Origin of the sequence: Azospirillum oryzae (assembly GCF_900177515.1) — a bacterium.
In the GTDB taxonomy this organism is placed as follows: Bacteria; Pseudomonadota; Alphaproteobacteria; order Azospirillales; family Azospirillaceae; genus Azospirillum; species Azospirillum oryzae_A.
In genome coordinates this window covers 637,597-658,437 of the sequence record NZ_FXAK01000002.1, presented here as the reverse complement: position 1 = coordinate 658,437, position 20,841 = coordinate 637,597, and the positions used below count along the sequence as shown (strand labels likewise).

The following is a 20,841-nucleotide window of genomic DNA, read 5'->3' as shown; positions in this document are numbered from 1 at the left end:
CAATAAGGCTCCATCCTGGCGATGGAGGATCTGCCCGACATACTGGCCGCGAACATCCGGCGCCTGCGGCGGGAACGCGGCTTTTCGCAGGAGGAGCTCGCACACCGTTCGGGCATCGACCGCAGCTATCTCGGCCAGATCGAACGAGCCGAGCACAAGGCGACGGTGGTCACGCTCGGCAAGGTGGCCAAGGCGCTGGCGGTCCTGCCGGGCGATCTGCTGACGTTGCCTTCCGGTCACCCGTACCTCTCCGAACTGGCCGCAATCCCGCGCCCCGATGATGATATCAAGCCTTAGCATACATGGGTATGCCTTCGCATCCGGACCATCATCGCTTCGGATCTGAACGGTTGGCGCCACCAATAGTGCCCGGCCGGAAGCCGGCCGATCCGGAAATCCGCAATGGCGGACATCCGGATTTCCGAAAACGTTGTTTATCGGCGTGTCGCGCCGGTCGGCTGACTCGGATGGAAACAGCGCCTCAGTCGGGCGCTGCTCTCTCAGAAGCCCGAATCGCGAGGGCGGCGGCCATTTGCGTCTGCCGAGCCATCAGCGCATTCAGCTCCAGCAGGGCCTGGGTCCGTTCCCGATGGGTCAAGGCGCAGCCCTCCAGTTCGGCACGCAGTTCGCGGATTTGGCGGTCAACGGTCAGCATCGCTCCCTCCTGTCAATGAAAGACAGCAGGCCGCCGACGATGCCGGATCGGGCCGGGTCGAGGATCGCCCCAGGCGACCGGCCGGGCCGGCGAGCGGGGGAGCCGAAATGCGCCAGCATTTTGGGGGGACCGCTCGTCCTCGAGGCGGGCCGCTCCGGCATGGTAAGATGGGAGGTCGGAAGAGACGGATAGACGTGTTGGGGATGGCGTCGCCCTTTCCCTTCAACGTCCTCCAAGAACCGATCTGAGACGGGATTGCAGCGCCCAGACCGGAGCGCTGCAATCCACTTGAATCCTCAACGGGACCAGATGAGGGCGTATGCGCCGTCGACCTCGACCAAGCTGGCATAGATCGGGGCGGGGAAGCTCGGATCGTCCAGCTTGACCGAGTGGTAGGGCCGGCCGGTCTCCTTGGCCGCCTTCCGCCAGCCAGCGCCGATTTCGATCCCGCCGTAGAGCACCCGCAGGTCGGGAGATTTCTCGCTGTCCCTTTCGACAGGAACGAAGCGGGCCTTGATGTTGAGGGTGAGCGTCTTGATAGTGCCCGCGAAAGAACCGTCCTCATTGCGGGTGAAGGGTAAGCGGTGTTTTCAGGCCACAGCAGTTTCGGCCTGCTGGGCATAGCTCCAGGGCAGCAGCTCATTGAGCCTGGTGATCGGATGCCCGCTGGCGAGTTTGGTCAGGACATCGGCGAACCAGGCCTGCGGATCGACACCGCTGAGCTTGCAGGTTTCCACCAGCGACGCGATGGTCGCCCAGTGTTCGCCGCCACCGTCGCTGCCGGCGAACAGAGCATTCTTGCGCGTGAGGGCGATGATGCGTTCATTATGCCCCTCTTCTTCAAGTGTCTGGAAACATTGAAAGTTGATCCTCGGAAGCGAGGCGACACGGTTCTCCCTTCCGCCCGATAGCGGTAAGAACCCGTTGCTCCCGAAGGTCGGAGGCGCGGATCTGGTAGGGAGCGCCGGGCACGACCTGCTCGGCGACGATCAGCCCGGCATTGATGAGCCGGACAAGGCGGTGGCGCGAGATGCCGAGCGCTGCGGCGGCCTCGTACTGGGTCAGCCATTCGCCATCCTTCTCGGCCGACCGGTAGGCGCGGATGCCATGGACCCGGCGCAACGAGCTGACACGGTGCCCAGTCCAGGATTTCCCCTGCCCGGTGCGCATGCCCATCCGGTTCAGCTGCGCGGCGATGTCCGCATCCGACCAGCGCGTCGCCATGCTGCGGATCACCGCCATCGCTTCCTCCGGCGTTCGGCAACCGTGCTCCCCGGTTTGCGGCTTGATGAGACGCAGCTGCGAGTGTTGGCCCCCGCGCCAATGGATGGTGAGGATGACCTCGCGCGCCGCCTCGTCGACGTCGGCGATGATGTTGACGATCAACGTCCGCAGTAGCCGTTGACGCGCCCTGGTGGTCACCCCCGGCGCGTTCCAGGCGGCCTGCAGGTCGTCCGCCAGCCCGGCGAAGTCCGGCGCCGCGGGAGCCGGAACGGGAGCTGACACGGACGCGATCCGCGCTTCGCACGCCTCGACACGCTGAAGCGCCGCCTCCCAGTTCTTTTCCAGCTGCGCGGCGATCAGCCGGTTGTCGGGATCGCAGGCGGCATAGCGCCGTTCCGCAAGCGTCGCCTCATAGCGCGCCTTCTGAAGATCCAGCTCCGCCATCCGCCGTCGTTCGGTCTGGTGCTCCATATGCCTCCGCTCAGCTTCCAGCGCGGCCTCGATCGCCATCGGCTCGACGGCTCGCAAAAGTTCGCCGGCGACCGCCTCGTCCACCCGGGAACTTCCGAACCCAAGGCATCGTGGCAGCCCGAGCATCTGGTTCGGGCGGTCGCAGCGATAGCCGGCTTGGCTCGGGCTGCGGCCACGGTAGTACACCGTCAGCCGCCGCCCGCACCGCGCACAGTTCAGGACGCCGACCAGCAAGGCGCGCCCGCCGCGTCCCGACTTCGCGCCGCCGACCCGGCCGTAGGCGTTGGCGGCGAGCAGCGTCTGGTTGCGCTCAAACTCGTCCCAGTCCACGTAGGCCTCGTGGTGATCCTTCAGCAGAACCTCCCACTCTTCAAGCGGCTTGCCGTGGCCATAGCTCTTCCGCGCCCGCCCTTCGACGATTTCGGTGCGGTGCTGGCTCTTTCCGTAAACGTAGGCGCCGGCATAGAAGGGGTTCTTGAGCACGCTGATGACGTTGCGGTAGCGGATCGGCGTCCAGTCGAAGCTGATCAGTCTCTTCCCGTCGGACGGCCGCGGAAAGCAGACTCCTTCCGCTGCCAGCGACAGCAGGACCTGGCGCGCGCTGCCCAGCTCCCGGAAGCGGGCGAAGACGAGGCGGATCGCTTCCTGGACCCGCAGATCGGGATCGAAGCCCAGACCGATCTCCCGGTGCCAGACATAGCCGATCGGCACGCTGATGCGCAGTTCGCCCCGCCGCGCCTTGCTGCGGGCGGCATCGAGCATCCGGGTCCGCAGCACTCCCAGCTCGAACTCGCTCATGCTGCCCTTCATGCCCAGCAGCAGCCGATCGTTCGGCCGCCCCGGATCGTAGACGCCGTCGAGGTCGATCACCCTGGCCTCGACGAGCCCGCAGAGTTCGAGCAGGTGGTGCCAGTCCCGGCCGTTGCGGGCGAGCCGGGAGGCGTCGAGGCACAGCACGGCGCCGATCTCACCGGCACAGAGCGACGCCACCAGCCGCTCGAACCCGGGCCGCGCCGTGGTACCGCTGGCCGAGCGTCCCAGATCGTCGTCGATCACCTCGACCCGGAGGAACCCACGGCGCTTGGCCGCGTCGACGAGTTCGTACTGCCGGCGCTTGCTCTCCAGGTTGGTCTGGACCTGCGCCGGGGAGGACTGGCGGACGTAGACCACGGCCTTGCGCTTGAGCACCGACGGCGGCAGGAGATCAGGGTTCGCCATCGTCACGCTCCCCGGTTCCGGCACCTGCGGCTTCCATTAGGAGAAGGGCCAATTGCACCACCGCCGCGGCGCGGTCGGCCGGGCTGATCGTCCGCAGCCTTGCGGTGTCGAAGGCCATGCTGAACTGGCGCCGGGTCTTGACCCGTCGTGTTGATGCTGACGGCATTTTCATGTCGCTCCTCCGGGACGATGATCGGATCGCCTGGAGAGCTTCGCCTGAATCCGCCGTCGCTCAGCTGACGCTGAAGGTTGATGAGCGCTTCCACCGCGATCCGCGGCGTACCGAGTTCCATGCCAGCGCAGATGACAGGGTCCAGCATCCATTCCGGCAGCACCGTGATGATGCCGGGTGCCGCCTCGACGAAAACCAGACGGCCGATGGCGCGCGCCTCGCTCCACATCACCCGGACGCGACGGCCATGCAGCGGATGCCAGCGGTAATGGACGTCAACATCCTGCCCGGCATGGGCACAATGGACGGGCGATGAGAACCTCGCGAACATCCTCGCCCACTTGGCGCAGGGCGCCGCCACAGGATGGGCAGGCATCAAACGGGGCGTGCACGATCTCGGTGCGCGGCAGATGCTCCGGCAGCTTGCGCCGGCCGGCTTGGGCACGGCTCTCCGGCGAGGGCGCCCGCGGCTCGGCGGGATCGGCCGGCATCCCTTCGGCCGCCGCGGCTGCCTCCAGATCCTCCAGCGCCAGTTCGAGCTGGTCGATCTCGCGGTCGATCTTCTCGGAGGAACGCCCGAATTGCATCCGTCGCAGCCGGGCCAGTTGGATCTTGAGCTTCTCCACCTCCAGCGCCTTGGCCACCAGGCCGGCCTTGGCGGCGGCCAATTCGGCCTCGCTGGCCTCGCGACGCCGACGCTCGGCCGCCAACTCCGCGGCCTGCGCCGCGATGATCGCGCGCAGCGTCTCGATGTCGGTGGGCGGCGGCTCGGTGGTGGCGGGCATGGCCGAAGTCTACCCGATCGGCGGTCCACGGCGGAGCATCGATCACCGCCCCGGTGCTGATCGGCGGCGAGCGTGGCGGCCGGGACTCACCCCGCCATCTCCGGGCGCCACGTGCGTTGCGGGGCGCGCCAATCCATGCCCTCGATGAGCATCGCCAGTTGGGCCGGAGTGAGCACCGCCACACCCTCGCGGCTGATCGGCCATACGAAGCGACCCCTCTCCAGGCGCTTGGTGAACAGGCAGAAGCCCTGGCCATCCCAGTACAGAACCTTCACCACGTGACCTTGCCGGCCGCGAAAGACGAACAAATGGCCGGCGAACGGGTCCTGCTTGAGGATTTCCTGGGCAAGCATGGCCAGTCCGTCCATGCCCTTGCGCATGTCGGTGGGGCCCATCGCCAGGTAGACCCGCACACCGGCGGGAACCGAGATCACAGGCCGTCCAGCGCGCCGACCAGTCGGCGCAGCGTGGCCGGGGCGATGTCCTCGGCAACGCGCAGCACGCGACCGTTGGCGAGCACCACCTCGGCCAACGCGGTTCGGCGCTCGACCGAGGGCGCTGGTTCCGCCACGGCCGTAGGAGTGGGAGCGACGATGCTGGCGGACGGCGGCGCCTCGAGTATGCGCACCGGCACGAACGCCGGCGCTTCGACCGACAGTGCGCCGCTCTTGAGCTGCCGGCGCCACCGGTAGATCAGGCTGGTGCACACGCCGTGACGGCGCGCCACCGCCGCCACCGCGCCGCGGCCGCCATGGGCTTCACCGACCAGGCGGATCTTCTCCTCGGCCGAGTAGGCGCGCCGTCCGCCGGCGCCGGTGATGACTTCAATACGCTGGACCGCCACGGTGCAAACCACGCTGCTTGCCACGATGCCAAACCGGCTATGCCCTCCCGCACAGCCGACACCCAGCTTTCAGCACAGAGCCCGCCGATCCCGCAAGGCAGCCTCTAGACGACGCTTACAAGCGTGCGGCGCCCAATCGATCTCCAGATCGAAGTACCGACCTTGATCGAGGAGCAAGTCGGCTTACTCGACGCGCCGGCGGGCACCGCTCGATTGAAGCTGTCACCATTGGCTCAAGCCATGGTGGACTCGATGCCATCCCACCCCGATGGCGCTTGGAATGGTGAAGAGGCACCATATTTCGTCAGCTATCTTGACGATTCACTTGAACTTTTGTGCCCATCAGCGCCGATTTAATATCGGCGACATGACCTACCGGTCGGCGAACTCCTGCCCTGCCACGATACTCGGCAGACGGGACCCGCTTTAGCTTGAAAACACCGTTTACAGCGGTCAGGCCCCCAGCGGCGCCACGGACGATATAGGAATAGCAATGGGGAAACAGCTCGCTCCATGGCACGGAAACGAGTTTAACGGAGCAAGCTGTTTGCGTCAGGCCGCTTGTTCTGGTCGTAGCCCCTTTAACGCACGAGGTTTGGATGGCATGGGTGGGCAAGCGGGACAAGCGATAGGCTGGGTAGACTCCACCATCACCGGCGTGTCTGTAAGGCTATCGATTTCACCTCTGAGCAGCCGGGAGATCTGCGCTTCAAATGTATCCCGCTCGACAATGTACATACCCCCTCGAGCGCCTTCGAATCCACAGTTCCAGGCCGCGAGGGCTTGACCGTAACGGAGCGCTGCCTCGACGCCACTCGGCCCTGCGTGCCGGAGGCCTGCTTGTCCCCCGACGGCCGCCTTGGCGATGAGGCCAGCCGTGCACCAGTCGCCAGAACCGCAGGTGTCAGCGAGCCGTGGCGCGCGAACCGCCCCAAGGTGGATCCAGTTCGAGAGCTCCCCGCCGAGCCGGTGGCGATATTTCAATCCACGCTCTCCAAGCGTCTGAACCTCGAGCAGGGTAGCCGAACCCTCCGCCATAACACCGTCAACGCCCGCAAGCCGCTCGTCGGCATATTTGACGACATGAGCCAATGCGATCGCCTCTACCATGAGCTTGTCAGTCGCTTTACCCGAAGGCTCGAAGACCACAACTGCACCACGGGCAGATGCTTCAGCCGCGAGCGTGAGGGTGGCACGAGAGAGGCGGTCCAGGAAGAACACCGACGCACCAGTGAGTGCTGGTTTGACCGCTTCCACCGCAGCTAAGGTAATTGCCTTGAAAGCCGGCAACCATTGACCGCAATGGGGGCAGGACCACGAAAAACGGTGCTTGGGACGTCCATCCCGCCCGCGCGAAATCTGCTGGACGATGATGGGGGTGTGGGTCGTCGGTGCGCAGCTCGCCCAATCGAGGTGAACACCCCACCTCGCCATGTCCGCACGCACGCGGTCAGATGCCGGGTCACCGTTCATCCGGGCAATCGGATAGGCGCCCCAGCCGAGGTAAGCCAAGATAGAGAGCACGTTTCCGCAAGTACCACCCGCCCAAGAGCGCACAGGAGTTTCAGGGTCGGGCCCCATGACCAAATCAAGTGCGATGAGGCCGGCTCCGAAAATCTTAGGCTGCACGACAGAAGTCATGGTTTTGGCCTCCCTTCTGCCACCAACGACGGCCGGGGTTGGGGATAGACATCACCCTCTAGCCAAATATGAACTAGATTTGGTTCGACAATCTCAACCGGAACCGCCGGCCCCACTTCGTAGCCGATCGGTTCAAGGTGAGCAACGGGCAAATCGCGCTCCAGCGCTGCCATGAGCGCACCGAGCGCCATCACCTTGCTGCCGAGCGGTGAAAGGACCAGCATCGAGCCACCGGTTTCGGCGAAGACAGGCTGGCGCAGGTCGTCCAGGCGGAGAATCGTACGGTAAAGGTCAAGCGGATCACTCTCGTCCGCGTACACGATGTTGCGCGTGTCCACCGCCCAAGTGCTTTCAAGTTCGGTCAGGTATTCCGCTGCCAGAGCGTCGCCCAGACGAGGGTCGCTCGCCGGAAAGGGAAGAATGGGGCAGGTGTCGTGCGGTTCGACAAAGTCGTAGAGCCGTCCGAGCGCGCTGCGGCGTCCAGCCGCCAGCTGCGGCAGCCAAAGTCGTGCAGCGGCGGCGGCGGCGAACAGCGTTGAACCGCCCTTGAAGCCATGGACATAACCGGGAGCATCACTCGGGATGGAGCGAATGTCCGAATCAAGGCGCGGGTCATGGGCGACAAACACATGGAGATTGGCCGGCCCCTTGCGGCGGCCGATCCGTTCGACGAAATAGCGGATGATCGGGAAGCTCGTCCCAACCGACAGTGCGCTTATATCAACCACCACGTCCGTCACGCTGTCGAAGCTCTGCCGATTGAGGACGTTGATGATGTTTCGCCCTCCAACGACGGCGCCGTCCGACCCAAAAATCTCAACCGGGACAAGTTCCCGTTCCGCGAAGGCGGCGAGCAACTCTGCCGTATTCGTGGTGGCTCGCTCCACCTGCCCTTGGTGCGGGTTGGGCCGATTTTCCTGGACCCATAGCGCGCGCACCGGCGCACCGGCCGCAGCCAGCCGGGTCGCGACGGCGCGTGAGCGCGGGTCGAAGCCAGCGCCCGCGACGAGGAACGCCAGCCGCTCCGGTTGGGTGAAATAATCCGACAGGAAGCTGTCCACCTCTTTGCCACGGTGGGCAACGCAGGGATCCCAGCGGCGATCGCGTGCCATTTCAGACCTCGCCGAGCAAGCGGACAAGATCCTCACTGCGACGCTCGAGAAAACCCCCTCGCTTCAGCGTCAACCCGTGATGGAGCAGAAGAGCGCCACCAAGTTCGATCAGGCACCAGACGCGCTTCTTGGTACCATGGTTGGGCACCAGTCCAAAGGCGTTGTAGGCGACTCCGAAGTGGAGCACGCGCGCCAGATGCGGATGAGTTTCGGGAATGGCGTCGAAATCCTCCTGGGGAATGCCGAAAGCCGTTGCCCCGCCGCCGAGCGACGCGTTTCCTTCCATACTTTTTTTCAGGCACTCTTCCGCGATCCCATTCGCCAGCCGCCGGACGAGTTGGGACTGCGGGAAATCCCAATCCCGCAGCACCATCTCAGAAGCTCGCTCGCGCAAGAGCTTGTGCTGGACGCCGCTGGTCAACATCGCGTCCTTGCCACGACGGACGAGTTGAGTTTCCGATTGCAAGACGAGGCGAGCCGCAAGCTGAAGGAACTGTTCAGCATTCTCAGAGCTCGCGTCGCACAGGGCATCAATGCCGAAGAAGTAGGGGCGATCATGTTTGTGCAGCAGGTGAATGCGAGCACCGTCGGCAACCCCGGCGTCGGCTGTCAGTGGCCGGTTGGGTTCGACGTCATCCGTGCTGTCCTCGAAAAGGCTACGTTGCGGAATTCTCTTGGCGTAGCGCTCGAATAGGATTGCCAGCATACCGAGCCGCAGATCCTCGCCGTTCTCATCAGCCGAGGCCAAATAGTCATCGACCTCTTTTTCAAGGCTACGACGACGCTCCACCGAAATGCTGTATCGACGTTGGAGCACGTTAACGTACTCGGCAAGTTTCGCACGCTTTCCCGGCGCGATCACTTCGGGCGTCGTTGACAACAGATCACCGAGGCTATGAAGGCGCCGCCGGTTGAACACCTCCATTTGGCTCAGGTAGCGGCCTGCCATATCTTTGGCCATCTTGCGGAACGCCCGCCGCTGGTTGGCACGATCCTCGTTGCTCTGCATCCGGATGACGGTAATTTCGCGGGTACGCTTGAGGCCAGGTTCCTCAGCGCCGGCTACCCGATCCAAGAGCACATCACTGGGCGTCAGAGCATCGAGGCGGGTCAGCACCCAGCGTGCAACCTTCAGCTCGCGGCGCGCGAGCCAGCGCCGCAGCTCATTGAGTTGGGTTGGATGCAAGCTGTGAGCGTCGTCGAAAATGACAAGCGGGCGGAGCCGCAGTTCATCCTCACCGTCGGTGATCTGGAATGCCTCGATCACGTCGAACGGACGGTAGACCGCCGCTGCTTCACTGTCGATGTCTTCGACATCGGGCGGCACCAACGCTGCTGAGATTTGGTAAATTGCGAGTTCAACCTCGCGAGCGCGGGCGAGAAGTGCCGGTCCCGCCTTGCCCCCGATGGCCGTGAGGGCTGCGTCCGAATCGGCGCGCGGCACGATGTTGACTTGGTCGAGCGGAACACCTGAGGCTTGAATGTTACGAAGCCAAGCCAGAACGGTGCGTGCCTGGAGGAGCGCGATCATCAAGCCCGTCTTGAGATCCTCGGGATAGGGAAATTCCCAAAACTCCCGGTACTCGGTCTCAAGCGGAAGCCGGCCACCAATAAGCGTCGGACGTTCGTCTTCGATCGCCCCACAGGTGGTCAGCGTGTCGATTAGAGGCTTGTAGCTGGTCATGCCGCGGTTACGCAGCAGGGTTCGAAGTGTCGTGAATTGGAAGAGCCGTGCGAGGGTGGTTTTCCCGCTACCGGGCGTGCCGATCACCATCGCCAAGCGGTCGTAAAGACGTCCCTCCTTCGCAGGCTTCTGGAAGAAGGTCGAAAGGGGCTCGGGCGTGACCACGGCGAGGAAGGCCTCGTCGTCGCGAAGATATTCGGTCGCGCGTTTTTCGAAAGGGTTGACCATCTATCTCCCCCTCAGGCGTGCCGTTGGCGACGGCGAAAAAGCGGGCGCATCGCCGGAGCCATCACGCCGTCACGGTCGCCGCCATCCGTCTCCGCCCAAAGCAGTGCGACGGCGTTGTTGGGCGTGTTGTGGTCGAGCACGAGCGGAAGTGCGCAACCGCCGTACCCCAGGCCGAGGTGGGTCACCCCCCCTACGTCGGTGTGCTTGGTACGAATTTTCGGATCGTAATAGCTTTGTGTCAGCTTCAGGAAATCGGCGTAACGGTCTGGCACAGCATCGATCGGCAGATCCCGCGGAAGGACCATGCCGAAGGAAGCATGCATGGCGCGCGCCCACCCCGTACCGAACACCTCCATTGTCTTGGTCAACCGTTCTTCAATCGCCGCCTCGGCCGCCGAAGAAGCAACATAGTGATGAATACAGAGCTCCCAACCATCTTCGAACAGCTTTTCTCCACCCAAAGCTGCCGTCGCGCTCTCAACCGAATCTTTGAAACGAAGCAGTTTCCCTTTCCATTTTGACTTTTCTTCGTCATATCGGATAAACGAAGTTCCGGTGCCAGCAAAATCATCAACCAGATATATTAGCCGAAATCTTGCCTCCGCATCAGCAAGATCTTTGCGAAGGTTGTCTAGAAGATCCTTCCATTTCTCCGTGTCGACCTGCGTGCCTTGGACAAGCTGCTCATTGCTGAGAAGACCCGCATTAGCGTGGCGGATGGTGTCGATCCGCGCGCCGTCACTCAAACCCATAAACAGAGTTTGGCGACGCAGGCGTTCACTCGCAGCACGGGCATCCGTATCGGCAAGAACCCGGTAGTGCGGCATGCGGCGTTCAGCGGCCACGGTGCGGATGATGCGATCGCGCACCGTACGCGGATAGAATTGTTCCACCAGCCGCTGCATCTCACCTGGACCAATATAAACCAGCGTTTGGCGTACGAAAGCATAAGCCGTATCGCGCTCATCCGCTGCGAATTGCTGGAGCCAAGTGGCCAGACTCTCAATGAAACGCATACCAGCCTGAAAGTCACGGTAGCCGTCGTACTTCAGACGCGCCATCAGCCTCAGCCACTGAAATTCCTGGCGCGCAACGTCGTCGGTCCAGTTCATGATCTGGCCAAGCACCTTGAGGCCGAGATCTTGATTCATCGCAACGCCCCCTCACCGAACCGCAGATGTCCACCGTCGACCTCAAGCGCGGACAGATAATCCAACGTTACGGCAGGACCACGCTGTCCCGCTTCACCCAGGTGCCAGCACGTAACCGGATCGACGCTGATTTCGTCGACGCTCAGCGCGAACGGTTCGCGCAGCAATTCGTAATCGTTCCCCGGCCAGCGGCCCCGGTCACCAATGGCGAGAATGTGCGAATCCCCGACCGCCTCGCGGAGTCGCCGGACAACGTTCTGCTTGGAAACGCCCGCAGCGACGATGTCGATCGAATGGCTGGAGCGGGTGACGGTGACGCCTTTCGCATCGGCGAGAAGAATGACCTGTTGAGCCAAGTCCCAAAGCCGGCTTTCTGGCATTACTCGAAGTGCCTCCAGTGTGATCTGGAAAGGCCGATTCTCTTGGCGGGCACATTTGGCGAGTTCCGGATGACTGCGCAGAGCGTCAACAAGCGGCTGGAGCGAGGCACAGGAGGTCTCCGCCCCATTCGGCGCCTCGTCGTCGTCCAGCGGCGCCACCTCTGCTCCGTTGTAGTACCCGATGAGGATTTGAGACCAGAGCGGGCGTGGCAGAATGCGTTGCAAATCATGTCGGACTGATCGTCCGCGCCCGGTCGCAACGGCGATCCGGACACCTGCCTCTGCCAAGCGCACAAGTTCGGCGGACATTTCCGCCGACGCAGGCTCAAATCGATGGCGCGTGTCAACGATGGTGCCGTCGTAGTCGAGAACGATGCCGCCGAAGCTGGCTTCGCACAAGCGGGAGCGGAAGGTAACGATCGCGCTACGCCACCGGTCGAGTTCACCCGAGGTGACGAGTTGGCCAAGATCGACGCCCGCTTTCCGGACAATGGCAGCCGACTCCCTCGGTGTAAGACGCGCCGTTGCCGAGCTGCGCCCTGAACGCGGCAAGGGAAGATTGTAGAGCTTGCGTCCAAATTCGGGAACGCCGGGACGTCCGGGGTCGATGCCGCGCGTGAACCCAGCCCAGCCGGTGATCCGGAGGGCCGCCACGAGCGAAGCCAAGGCCGTCGCGCCGGGGCCACCCGCCAGTTCGATCCGCGCCAGAGGGATGTCCGGCGGGATCAGGTCGAGGGTGCGTTCGGCGAGCGCACGGTCGGAGTCGGTAACAAACGCAAGCACGCCGCTCGTCTCACCCCGTTTGGCCAGCCAATGGTGCCGGCCATGTGCGAAGTTGCGGTAATCGGCGAGTTGCAAATTGCCGATTGCCGCCTCGGTGAACTTCGATTCCAGGTCTACGGCGCCGACACGGGCGGTAGGGCCGTATAGCACCAATGTCGTGGGCCGCGCCCACAATGGCGCCGTGGCCGCCTCCCACGACTTGAGTGTAGCGGAGCCTTCCAGAAGCAATGTTTGCAAACGCTTGGCCGTGTCCTCCCAGTCTGCTTCCGCGCCGAACTCGAGAGCGTAGGCCCGCGTGAGGAGAGCCACGAAGCCTAGAAGCGAATTGGTGGCGAGAAAGCCGTCTTTGCCGGCTGGAGGCGAGTAAGTCAGGAGATCGACGAAGGGATGCTGACGGCAGAGCTCTGCCAACGGGCTGTCGTCGCGACCGCATAGCACTCCAATCTGGCGGGGTTCACGCTGGATGAGCGCCTTTGCCGCCGCGATGATGTCAACATTGCCGCCACCAGCGCTCAACAGCCAAGTCGCCACGCCCGTATCGAGCGGCTCGTCAGCGGCTTCGAGCGGCGTGGCCACCGCGGCAATGCGCCCCGTAAAGCGTTGATGCAGGCCAGCAAGCGCATGGGCAGCAGTGAGAGAACCGCCAGAACCGATTGCACGAAGCGGCGCCAAGCCAGCGAGGCGGACCGCTTGACGCAACGGATGGAGATCGGCGCCGGCTGCCCAGGTGAACGTCTCAGCCAGTTTTGCCATCTCGCTCGCGTATGGACGCGCCATGATTGTTTAATCCACTCCCTTCAGCTCTGGATCGCGAGTCTGATCCGCCGCACCGAACAGAACAAGTACAAAATTCGAAGAAATGCCATGCTTCCCCCCGTTCGTAGCACGCTTGTTCCGCTTAGCCCATAGCCCTTCGGACGGTCGCTCTCCGGCAAGAGGGGCAAAGAAAACTGTCGGTATGAAGTCACCGATCCAGCTGTAAAACACGGTGGATTTACGGAAAGCCGGCGATCCGCCGAAGCGGATCGCCGGAACGGCGGCGCTCAGGCGCCGCCATCGCCGAAGCGCCAGACCGGGATGCCAAGGTGCCGGGCCTTGTCGGCGAGGTTGGCGGCGATGCCCGAGCCGGGGAAGGCGACGATGCCGATCGGCAGCGCCTCCAGCAGGCGGTCGTTGCGCTTGAACGGGGCCGCCTTGGCGTGGCGCGCCCAATCGGGACGGAACAGCACCTGCACCACCTTGCGGTGCTCGGCCCAGCAGGCGGCGATGCGTTCGGCGCCCTTCGGGCTGCCGCCGTGCAGCAGCACCATGTCGGGGTGCTTGGCCCGCACCTTGTCGAGCACCGCCCAGATGCGGTGGTGGTCGTTGCACTCCGCCCCGCCGGTGAAGGCGATGCGGGGGCCGGCCGGCAGCAGCGGCTCGGTTTCGGCCCGCCGCCTGGCGGCGAGGAAGTCGCGGCTGTCGATCAGCGCCGCGGTCAGGGTGCGGTGGCTGACCAGCGAGCCGGCGCGCGGTCGCCAGCCGGAGCCGGTGTGGACCTCGAACAGGTCGGCGGCGTGGTCGCGGAAGGCCTCCATGGCGGTGCGGCGCTCGATCAGCGTCAGCCCCTCGGCCAGCAGGCGCTCGAGTTCGACCGAGTGGATCTCCGAGCCGTCCTGTTCGCGCTGGCTGCGCTTCTGGGCGTCCTCGTTGTCGTCGAGCTCGCGCTGCACGCGATCGGCGGCGCGGTGGAACAGGTTGACGGTGGACCACAGCAGGTCGGCCAGGTCGGGTTCGAGGCGGGTGTCGGTCAGGGTGGAGACCAGGGCGTCGAAGACATCGGCCAGGGCAGCGCGGATGGCGGTCTCGTCGGGCAGCGGCCGGGGATCGGGATCGTCCTCGAAGGGCCGGTGGCCGTAGAGCTGGAGTTCGGTCAGGGCGTGGTCGGTGGGGGAGGAGGCGTAGCGGAGCCCGGCAGCGTCGGTGATCATGGCGGTTGCCCTTCGGCTGGAGGATCGGCCGCGCCCACCGCGGCCTTCGTGGCGATCCCCCAGCGGCGGACGGGGCGGGTCCGCACCCTCTTGGGCCGCAGCGTTAGCGGAGGACGGCGGCGGGCGGCTTTCTTGTCCCGCGAGGAAGGCCGGCTCTGCCGGCCGGGGAAGAAAGTTGACCGCCGCCGTTGCGGAACCGGCCCGGCTGCCGCCCGATCGCCCGCTGGAAGGCCGGGGCCGCGGCCTCCCGCCGGTCAAAGGCGGCTCCGATCTGGCTCGACCGGCGCCCATCCGCCAAGGCTCAGGCTCCCCATGACCGGTCACGGCCGGCCCAGAAGCGCGCCACATCCTCCGGGGCGAGCTGAGCCCGCAGGTGCGCCCGCAGGGCCGTCACGCCGTGCGCCAGCAGGTCGTCGTTGAGGTCGCCCAGCACCGGTGCCAGGACCAGCGCCTCGATGCCGAGGGCCTCGGCGCGGCTCCCCAGGCGCTCGGCCGCCCGGCGTCCGGCGGCGTCGTTGTCGCGGGCGACGTAGAGGCGGCGCAGCGTCGGCGGCAGGCGCAGGGCGGCGAGGTGGCCGGCCGACAGCGCGGCGACCATGGGCAGGGCCGGCAGGGCGGTGCGCAGCGCCAGCACGGTCTCGACGCCCTCCCCCGCCGCCAGGACGTCGCGGGCCACGCCGAAGCGGACGCCGTTGCCGAGCAGGTGGCCCAGCGCCCGGCGCGGCGACGGCATCGCCGCCTTGCCGCGGCCGGACGGGTCGAGCCAGGTGCGCTGCACGCCGGTGAAGCGGCCGTCCAGAGCGGTGACCGCGGCGATCAGCGCCGGCCCCCGGGCGAGCCGGTCGTCGGCGTCGCGGTACCAGCAGCGCGGCTGGAAGCGCAGGGAGCCGTCTTTCCGGACATCCGGAATGCCGCGGTTGCGCAGATACGCCTCGGCCAGCGTGCCGGCGAGCGGCCGAGACCGGGCGAACAGGCGGCAGGCGGCCTCCAGCGATCCCACCGGGGCCGCGGGTTCCCGGTACCACACCGGCGGCGCCCGCGGCAGGCTAAGAAAAGCCCGCGCCTCATCGAGGACTTCAGCCAGCCGGCCGAGACCGCGGTTGAGCCCGATGAGGTCGAGCAGGTCGCCGTGTTCGCCGGCGGCGGGATCGGCCCATCGGCCCGCGGCGGTCCCGTGCAGCCGGACGTAGAGGCTCTCCCCCGGCGTGCCGTGGACGTCGCCGACCCGCCAGTAACGCCCCTCCCGCCGTCCGTGCGGCAGGTAGTGGCGGCACACCGCCTCGGCCTCCCGCGCGAGGCGTTGCGCCATCTCCGATGCCACGGACACGACACTAGCCGCTCACGGAACCGTCCGATCGACGACGCGCAGCAGCGGGTGGCGGGCCAGCAGGGCGGCGAACACCGCCGGTCCGCGCTCGCCCACCGGCACGAACAGCCGCAGCGTCCAGGCGATGATCTCGGACATCAGCCCCAACGCCTTCAGCCGCTCCACCATGCCCTCGGTGAAACCCGACAGCTCGATCCGGTGGGTGCCCATCACCGTGACCCGGCGCAGCCGCAGTCCGTCGGCCAGATGCAGCACCGCCCGCCCCTCCAGCACCAAGGCCCAGGCCTGCTCCGCCGACGGCACCGGCACGGCACTGGCGCCGGCGCCGAAGTTGCGCTCGACCGCGGGCAGGGACTCGGGCGCCACCACCCGGCCGATGATCCGCTCGCCATCGTCGGTCTGCAACCGCACCACCCGCAGGTTCGTGTCCGACAGACGCTGCCACACCGGCAGCAGCAGCCCGGTCACCAGGTGCAGAGTGGTGGTAGAGAACTCCGGCACCGCGGCGGCCTCCGTCTCCCAGACAGCAGCGAAGGCCTCCGGCTCGGCCGGGCACCAGTGGCTCTGCGCCAGTTCGGCCACCGTCACCGTCAGACGTTCCAGCGGGCGCAGCAGCCGCACCCGGCGCTCCACCGTGCCGTCGTCCAGCATCAACCCGGCGGCGGGCACCGCCACCGCCGCCCGGCCGGAGAGGGCATTCACCAGCAGCCGCGCTTGCGGTCCGGCCCCTTTCTCCAGCGCCTCCTCCAGGCCCAGCGGCTGGTTGCGATCGCGCCGCGCCAGGGTGAACAGCCGGGTCTCCGCTCCGGTCGCCGGGTGGGTGTAGAGGGTGCGCCGGTTCGTCACCGTGAAGCTGTCGGCCACCAGCGTCTCGACACCGCGGTCGTAGGTGCCGGACGCGATAGCGCCTTCGATCTTCGCGGCAAGCAGCTGCTCGAACACGGTGAACAGCGTGTTCTGCAAGCCGATGGTCAGCGCCAGCAGCCGGTTGAGGAAGGTGGTGATCGGCGGCAACTCCTCGCGCAGGCCGCCGTCGCGGTCACACAGCGCCAAGCCGGTCGCCGCCTCGAACTCGCCCAGTGTGCAGCCCTCGACCTTGCCAGCGTGCAGCAGACCGTAGAGCTGGCGCAGGGCGGCGCGGGCGTAGACGGACTCCAGGTTGTCGTCGGCGCGGAACAGCCCCTGCCCGCCGGTCTGGCGCTGGCCGCGGGTGATGGCGCCCAGCGTGTCGAGCCGGCGGGCGATGGTCGACAGGAAGCGCTTCTCCGCCCGCACGTCGGTGGCGACCGGGCGGAACAGCGGCGGCTGCGCCTGGTTGGTGCGATTGGAACGGCCCAGCCCCTGGATGGCGGCGTCGGCCTTCCAGCCCGCCTCCAGCAGGTAGTGCACCCGCAAGCGCTGGTTCTTGGCACCGAGATCGGCGTGGTAGCTGCGGCCGGTGCCGCCGGCGTCGGAGAAGACCAGGATGCGCTTCTCGTCATCCAGGAAGGCTTGGGTCTCGGCAAGGTTGGCCGAGCCGGGGCGGCTCTCCACCGCCAGCCGCTCGTCCCCACCGGGATCGGTCTTGCGCACGATGCGCCGCGAGCGGCCGGTGACCTCCGCCACCATGGCGGCGCCGAAGCGCTGGACGATCTGGTCGAGCGCCCCCGGCACCGGCTCCAGCGCCGCCAGCCGCTCGATCATGCGGTCGCGCCGCTCCACCGCTTCCCGGCACGGCACCGGCTGGCCGTCCCGCCACACCGGACGCGACGACAGGGTGCCGTCGGCATCGGTGAAGGGTTCGTGCAGCTGGGTCGGAAAGGAGTGGGCGAGGTACTCGAGGACGAGATCGCGCGGTGTGACGTCGATCGACAAATCACCCCACTCCACGATGGGGATGTCGGACAGACGACGTTCCATCAATGCCTCGCCGGTGGAGACAATCTGCACCACCACGGCGTGACCAGCGGCAAGGTCACGTTCGATGGACTTGAGCACGGTCGGCGTTTTCATCGCCGAGATCAGATGGTTGAAAAATCTTTGCTTGGCACTCTCGAAGGCCGAGCGGGCAGCGGCCTTGGCAGCGCGGTTCAGAGTGCCACCGGCCCCGGTGACGTTGGCGGCTTCCAGCGCCGCGGTCAAGTTGGTATGAATCACTTGAAAAGCAGCGGCGTAGGCGTCGTAGATCGCCACCTGCCCCGGCGTCAGCCGGTGCGCGACCATCTCGTAGCGGACCCCCTCGAAGGACAGCGAGCGGGCGGCGTAGAGGCCGAGGGCCTTGAGGTCGCGGGCCAGCACCTCCATGGCAGCCACACCGCCGGCCTCGATGGCCTGGACGAACTCGGCGCGGCTGGCGAAGGGGAAGTCGGCCCCGCCCCACAGGCCGAGGCGCTGGGCGTAGGCGAGGTTGTGCACGGTGGTGGCGCCGGTGGCGGAGACGTAGAGCACGCGGGCGTCCGGCAAGGCGTGCTGGAGGCGCAGGCCGGCACGGCCCTGCTGCGAGGGGGTGACGGGACCGCCATCGCGGCCGAAGCCGGCGGTGCCACCGGCGTTGCGCAGGGCGTGGGACTCGTCGAAGACGATCACCCCGTCGAACTCCCGGCCTAGCCAGTCGACGATCTGCCGGACGCGCGGCACGGCCCCTTCGCCGCCGTCGCCGCGCATGGTGGCGTAGGTGGTGAAGAGAACGCCGCGCTCCAGGGTGATCGGCGTTCCGGGACGGAAGCGCGACAGCGGGGTGACCAGCAGGGGCTCCTGGCCCAGGGCCGACCAGTCGCGCCGGGCGTCCTCGATCAGAGTGTCAGACTTGGAAATCCACAGCGCCCGCTGGCGGCCCTTGAGCCAGTTGTCGAGCAGGATGCCGGCGACCTGCCGGCCTTTGCCGGCGCCGGTGCCGTCGCCGAGGAACCAGCCGCGGCGGAAGCACACCGCGTCCGCGGCATCGTCCGGGGCGGCCGAGACGACGTCGAAGGTCTCGTCCACGGTCCAGCTGCCGGCGAGATGACCGGCGTGCGCCTCCCCGGCGAGGATGACGCTTTCCAGCTGGGCGTCGGAGAGCACGCCGCCGGTGACCAGGGCGGTGGGGAGGTGCGGGCGGTAGCGGGGCTTGGGCGGGGCGACCGCGGCCATGGCGGCGGACTGCACCAGCGGCGTCGGGTGCGGCTGGGCGCCGGGGATCATGATGGACTGGAGCGCGTAGGGCTCGTAGAGCGCGGCGGTGAGGCGGGCTCCCGCCTCCGGCGTCCAGTCGAGCGGTTCGTAGGCCAGTTCGACGGCCGCCGGGTCGGACACGGGTGTGCACACCGTCGGCACAGAGACCACCCGGTGCGCCGGCCTCGCCAGCGCCGTGCGTGGCAGAACGGGCAACAGAGCCGTTGCCGAGGCGGGAACGGAAGCGCGCGGGGGAACGTCACGCCGGACCCAATCCAGCAGCGTGGCAACGTCGGAGGCCGTGCCCGGCGAAACCGGGAAGACCGCCGGGTCATTCGCCGGCACGTGATCGATCACGATCAGCCGGGTGTCCACCGTGGTGCCGTGGCGGGCGTAGACCTTCCCGTCGATGACGGCGGAGAAGACGACGCGGCCCCGCTCCTGCAACCGCACGAAGACGTCGCGCCACGCCGGATGCCCGGGCGCCAGCCCGGCGCCGGTAACGGCGACGAGGCGCCCGCCCTCGGCCAAGCGGGCCAAGGCCGAGGCGAGGTGGCGGAGGGCGGCGTCGGCCACCCGGCCATCCACCGCCGCCAGCGCCGAGAAGGGCGGGTTCATCAGCACCACCGTCGGCCGGACCGCAGGGTCGAGATGGTCGTGGATGTTGGCCGCGTCATGGCGGGTCACCGGCACGCCGGGGAACAGGCGCTCCAGCAGGCCGGCGCGGGTCCCGGCCAGTTCGTTGAGGACGAGACCCGCCCCCGCCTGTTCGGCGAAGACGGCGAGCAGGCCCGTGCCGGCGGACGGCTCCAGCACCCGGTCGGCCGGGGTGAGGGCAGCGGCGGCGGCCACCACGCCGGCCAGCGGCAGCGGCGTGGAGAACTGCTGCCGGGCTTGGCTCTCCTCGGAGCGGCGTGTCTGGCTGGGCAGCAGCGCCGCCACCCGGTCCAGCATGGTCAGGAACGCCGCCGGGCTGGCGGCGCGGGCCTGCATGGTCGGGCCGAAGCGGCGCAGGAACAGCACCTGCGCCGCTTCGCCGGCGTCGTAGGCCAGCTTCCAGCTCCAGGCGCCCTCGGCGTCGGAGCCGCCGAACGCCGCGGTCATCGCGGCGCGCAGCGTGCCGGCGTCGATGGCCCGGCCGTGTTCGAGGCCGGGCAGCAGCCGCTCCGCGGCGGCGAGCAGGGCCGCCGCGGTGTCCACCGGGGCCGGAGGACAGAGGGCGACGGCATCGGTTCGGAGATCGGCGGTCAGGGTCATGGCGGAGTATCCGGGAGAGCGGGGAGACCAGCGGCCGGCGGACGCTCTCTCGATCCGCTCCGGCTCAGCCCGCCCCCGCCCCCCTCGCCCTCTCCCCGCCGCCGGGATCGAACGGCGGGTGGTAAAGCTCGTAGGGGTTCCCATCGGCCAGATGCCCGAAGGGGGTGAGCACCACCTGTCCGCCGTCCCGACCGACAGCGCACAGAATGAAGCGGGTCTCGCCGGTGCGGGCGTCGGTGCCCTGCACCAGCGCCAGATCGCCCGCCGCCGCGGCGCGCAGCAACGTCGCGAAATTCGCCTTCACGAAATCGGGAATCGACATGAGGGTCTCCCATAAGACAGGAGCCCGGCGCGACGGCCGGGCTCGACAGTGGACAAGACGGCGGACCGTCCGGAGGGCCCGGCTCAGGGGGCAACGCCGAGGCGGCGCTCCGCCACGCGGATCGCGGCCAGCGCCGCCCGGAACCGCGCGGTGCCACGCTCCTCGCCGAGGTCGGTGCTCGAAGCCACAGCCCGGCAGGCGGCGTGGATTTCGGCGTCGCCGACCATCTCCGGGCTCAGCCGGGTCAGCGTGCCGTCGGCTTCGATCACGGTGCGGATCTCCTGCCGGACCTCCTCCTCGGCCAGACGCAACAGGACATGCTCCCGCGGGACATCCGGGTCGAAGAGAACGGCTCCCTGGCCGGCCGGCATCACGATGACGACGGCCTCGGCGGTGATCACCAGGACCGGGACATCGGCGGCCAGGGCTGTAACGAAGGGCTCGGTCATGACGAACCTCCTGCAACGGGGACGGGGACGGGGGCGGAG

General features: G+C 67.0%; 18 protein-coding genes and 2 pseudogenes. 2 read left to right on the top strand and 18 right to left on the bottom strand.

Going from position 1 to position 20,841, the window contains the following annotated elements; genetic code table 11:
• The first annotated feature begins 21 nt into the window (after positions 1-21).
• Positions 22-297: a helix-turn-helix domain-containing protein gene (locus B9N97_RS05970; protein ID WP_085084301.1), complete on the top strand. Its 276-nt coding sequence runs from the start codon at positions 22-24 to the stop codon at positions 295-297.
• A 184-nt stretch (positions 298-481) separates the two neighbouring features.
• Here B9N97_RS05970 and B9N97_RS35505 read toward each other — a convergent pair whose 3' ends face one another.
• From B9N97_RS35505 to B9N97_RS36650, 5 genes and pseudogenes are all read right to left on the bottom strand, one after another.
• A complete protein-coding gene (locus tag B9N97_RS35505; RefSeq protein ID WP_167393196.1) occupies positions 482-655 on the bottom strand; it encodes a hypothetical protein in 174 nt (57 codons plus the stop codon).
• 296 nt (positions 656-951) lie between these two features.
• Positions 952-1,218 (bottom strand): annotated as a pseudogene (locus tag B9N97_RS05965) (DUF736 domain-containing protein); the annotation flags it as partial.
• 27 nt (positions 1,219-1,245) lie between these two features.
• Positions 1,246-1,476: pseudogene (locus B9N97_RS05960) on the bottom strand (transposase domain-containing protein); the annotation flags it as partial.
• A gap of 19 nt (positions 1,477-1,495) precedes the next feature.
• Positions 1,496-3,568: a recombinase family protein gene (locus B9N97_RS05955; protein ID WP_085084297.1), complete on the bottom strand. Its 2,073-nt coding sequence runs from the start codon at positions 3,566-3,568 to the stop codon at positions 1,496-1,498.
• Positions 3,555-3,686 (bottom strand): hypothetical protein, encoded by a 132-nt coding sequence (locus tag B9N97_RS36650; protein WP_280174737.1) that lies wholly within the window; start codon positions 3,684-3,686, stop codon positions 3,555-3,557. Before B9N97_RS36650 ends, B9N97_RS05955 begins: the two co-directional genes overlap by 14 nt.
• Between B9N97_RS36650 and B9N97_RS05950 the strand changes: the two genes are divergently transcribed.
• A complete protein-coding gene (locus B9N97_RS05950; protein ID WP_085084295.1) occupies positions 3,685-4,056 on the top strand; it encodes a hypothetical protein in 372 nt (123 codons plus the stop codon). The genes B9N97_RS36650 and B9N97_RS05950 overlap by 2 nt on opposite strands.
• On the opposite strand, the gene B9N97_RS05945 is transcribed toward B9N97_RS05950, so the two are convergent.
• The 13 genes from B9N97_RS05945 to B9N97_RS05885 all read right to left on the bottom strand — a co-directional run bounded on the left by B9N97_RS05945 (position 4,016) and on the right by B9N97_RS05885 (position 20,802).
• Entirely contained in the window at positions 4,016-4,525 is a 510-nt protein-coding gene (locus B9N97_RS05945) for an IS66 family transposase (protein ID WP_244560571.1), read from the bottom strand. The genes B9N97_RS05950 and B9N97_RS05945 overlap by 41 nt on opposite strands.
• An 86-nt stretch (positions 4,526-4,611) precedes the next feature.
• The gene (gene tnpB / locus B9N97_RS05940; protein WP_085084292.1) at positions 4,612-4,959 is read right to left on the bottom strand and encodes an IS66 family insertion sequence element accessory protein TnpB; all 348 of its coding nucleotides are present in this window, start codon (positions 4,957-4,959) and stop codon (positions 4,612-4,614) included.
• Positions 4,956-5,393, bottom strand: a complete 438-nt coding sequence (gene tnpA, locus B9N97_RS05935) for an IS66-like element accessory protein TnpA (RefSeq protein ID WP_085084290.1) — start codon at positions 5,391-5,393, stop codon at positions 4,956-4,958. Before tnpA ends, tnpB begins: the two co-directional genes overlap by 4 nt.
• Positions 5,394-5,921: 528 nt before the next feature.
• Positions 5,922-7,010, bottom strand: a complete 1,089-nt coding sequence (locus B9N97_RS05930) for a PfkB family carbohydrate kinase (protein ID WP_085084288.1) — start codon at positions 7,008-7,010, stop codon at positions 5,922-5,924.
• Positions 7,007-8,122, bottom strand: a complete 1,116-nt coding sequence (locus tag B9N97_RS05925; protein WP_167393195.1) for a hypothetical protein — start codon at positions 8,120-8,122, stop codon at positions 7,007-7,009. The genes B9N97_RS05930 and B9N97_RS05925 overlap by 4 nt, the downstream gene beginning before the upstream one ends.
• 1 nt (position 8,123) lies before the next feature.
• Positions 8,124-10,034 (bottom strand): hypothetical protein, encoded by a 1,911-nt coding sequence (locus B9N97_RS05920; RefSeq protein ID WP_085084286.1) that lies wholly within the window; start codon positions 10,032-10,034, stop codon positions 8,124-8,126.
• Positions 10,035-10,045: 11 nt separating this feature from the next.
• Entirely contained in the window at positions 10,046-11,185 is a 1,140-nt protein-coding gene (locus B9N97_RS05915) for a phosphoribosyltransferase-like protein (protein ID WP_085084284.1), read from the bottom strand.
• Positions 11,182-13,125: a trehalose-phosphatase gene (locus B9N97_RS05910; RefSeq protein WP_085084282.1), complete on the bottom strand. Its 1,944-nt coding sequence runs from the start codon at positions 13,123-13,125 to the stop codon at positions 11,182-11,184. Before B9N97_RS05910 ends, B9N97_RS05915 begins: the two co-directional genes overlap by 4 nt.
• 266 nt (positions 13,126-13,391) lie before the next feature.
• Entirely contained in the window at positions 13,392-14,318 is a 927-nt protein-coding gene (locus tag B9N97_RS05905) for a DUF2493 domain-containing protein (RefSeq protein WP_085084280.1), read from the bottom strand.
• Between the two features lie 301 nt (positions 14,319-14,619).
• The gene (locus tag B9N97_RS05900) at positions 14,620-15,627 is read right to left on the bottom strand and encodes a DUF7146 domain-containing protein (RefSeq protein ID WP_167393194.1); all 1,008 of its coding nucleotides are present in this window, start codon (positions 15,625-15,627) and stop codon (positions 14,620-14,622) included.
• A 30-nt stretch (positions 15,628-15,657) separates the two neighbouring features.
• Positions 15,658-20,031 (bottom strand): strawberry notch family protein, encoded by a 4,374-nt coding sequence (locus B9N97_RS05895; RefSeq protein WP_085084276.1) that lies wholly within the window; start codon positions 20,029-20,031, stop codon positions 15,658-15,660.
• Between the two features lie 64 nt (positions 20,032-20,095).
• Complete coding sequence (locus tag B9N97_RS05890; RefSeq protein WP_085084274.1) at positions 20,096-20,353, bottom strand: DUF6117 family protein; 258 nt, start codon at positions 20,351-20,353, stop codon at positions 20,096-20,098.
• An 83-nt stretch (positions 20,354-20,436) separates the two neighbouring features.
• On the bottom strand, positions 20,437-20,802 hold the full coding sequence (locus B9N97_RS05885; protein WP_085084272.1) for a hypothetical protein: 366 nt from the start codon (positions 20,800-20,802) through the stop codon (positions 20,437-20,439).
• Positions 20,803-20,841: the final 39 nt, after the last annotated feature.

What these genes read in the sequence shown, in the direction of transcription:
- B9N97_RS05970 (WP_085084301.1), top strand. Translation starts at nt 22, where the DNA reads ATGGAGGATCTGCCCGACATACTGGCCGCGAACATCCGGCGCCTGCGG.
- B9N97_RS35505 (WP_167393196.1), bottom strand. Translation starts at nt 655, where the DNA reads ATGCTGACCGTTGACCGCCAAATCCGCGAACTGCGTGCCGAACTGGAG.
- B9N97_RS05955 (WP_085084297.1), bottom strand. Translation starts at nt 3,568, where the DNA reads ATGGCGAACCCTGATCTCCTGCCGCCGTCGGTGCTCAAGCGCAAGGCC.
- B9N97_RS05950 (WP_085084295.1), top strand. Translation starts at nt 3,685, where the DNA reads ATGCTGAACTGGCGCCGGGTCTTGACCCGTCGTGTTGATGCTGACGGC.
- B9N97_RS36650 (WP_280174737.1), bottom strand. Translation starts at nt 3,686, where the DNA reads ATGGCCTTCGACACCGCAAGGCTGCGGACGATCAGCCCGGCCGACCGC.
- B9N97_RS05945 (WP_244560571.1), bottom strand. Translation starts at nt 4,525, where the DNA reads ATGCCCGCCACCACCGAGCCGCCGCCCACCGACATCGAGACGCTGCGC.
- B9N97_RS05930 (WP_085084288.1), bottom strand. Translation starts at nt 7,010, where the DNA reads ATGACTTCTGTCGTGCAGCCTAAGATTTTCGGAGCCGGCCTCATCGCA.
- B9N97_RS05925 (WP_167393195.1), bottom strand. Translation starts at nt 8,122, where the DNA reads ATGGCACGCGATCGCCGCTGGGATCCCTGCGTTGCCCACCGTGGCAAA.
- B9N97_RS05920 (WP_085084286.1), bottom strand. Translation starts at nt 10,034, where the DNA reads ATGGTCAACCCTTTCGAAAAACGCGCGACCGAATATCTTCGCGACGAC.
- B9N97_RS05915 (WP_085084284.1), bottom strand. Translation starts at nt 11,185, where the DNA reads ATGAATCAAGATCTCGGCCTCAAGGTGCTTGGCCAGATCATGAACTGG.
- B9N97_RS05910 (WP_085084282.1), bottom strand. Translation starts at nt 13,125, where the DNA reads ATGGCGCGTCCATACGCGAGCGAGATGGCAAAACTGGCTGAGACGTTC.
- B9N97_RS05905 (WP_085084280.1), bottom strand. Translation starts at nt 14,318, where the DNA reads ATGATCACCGACGCTGCCGGGCTCCGCTACGCCTCCTCCCCCACCGAC.
- B9N97_RS05900 (WP_167393194.1), bottom strand. Translation starts at nt 15,627, where the DNA reads ATGGCGCAACGCCTCGCGCGGGAGGCCGAGGCGGTGTGCCGCCACTAC.
- B9N97_RS05895 (WP_085084276.1), bottom strand. Translation starts at nt 20,031, where the DNA reads ATGACCCTGACCGCCGATCTCCGAACCGATGCCGTCGCCCTCTGTCCT.
- B9N97_RS05890 (WP_085084274.1), bottom strand. Translation starts at nt 20,353, where the DNA reads ATGTCGATTCCCGATTTCGTGAAGGCGAATTTCGCGACGTTGCTGCGC.
- B9N97_RS05885 (WP_085084272.1), bottom strand. Translation starts at nt 20,802, where the DNA reads ATGACCGAGCCCTTCGTTACAGCCCTGGCCGCCGATGTCCCGGTCCTG.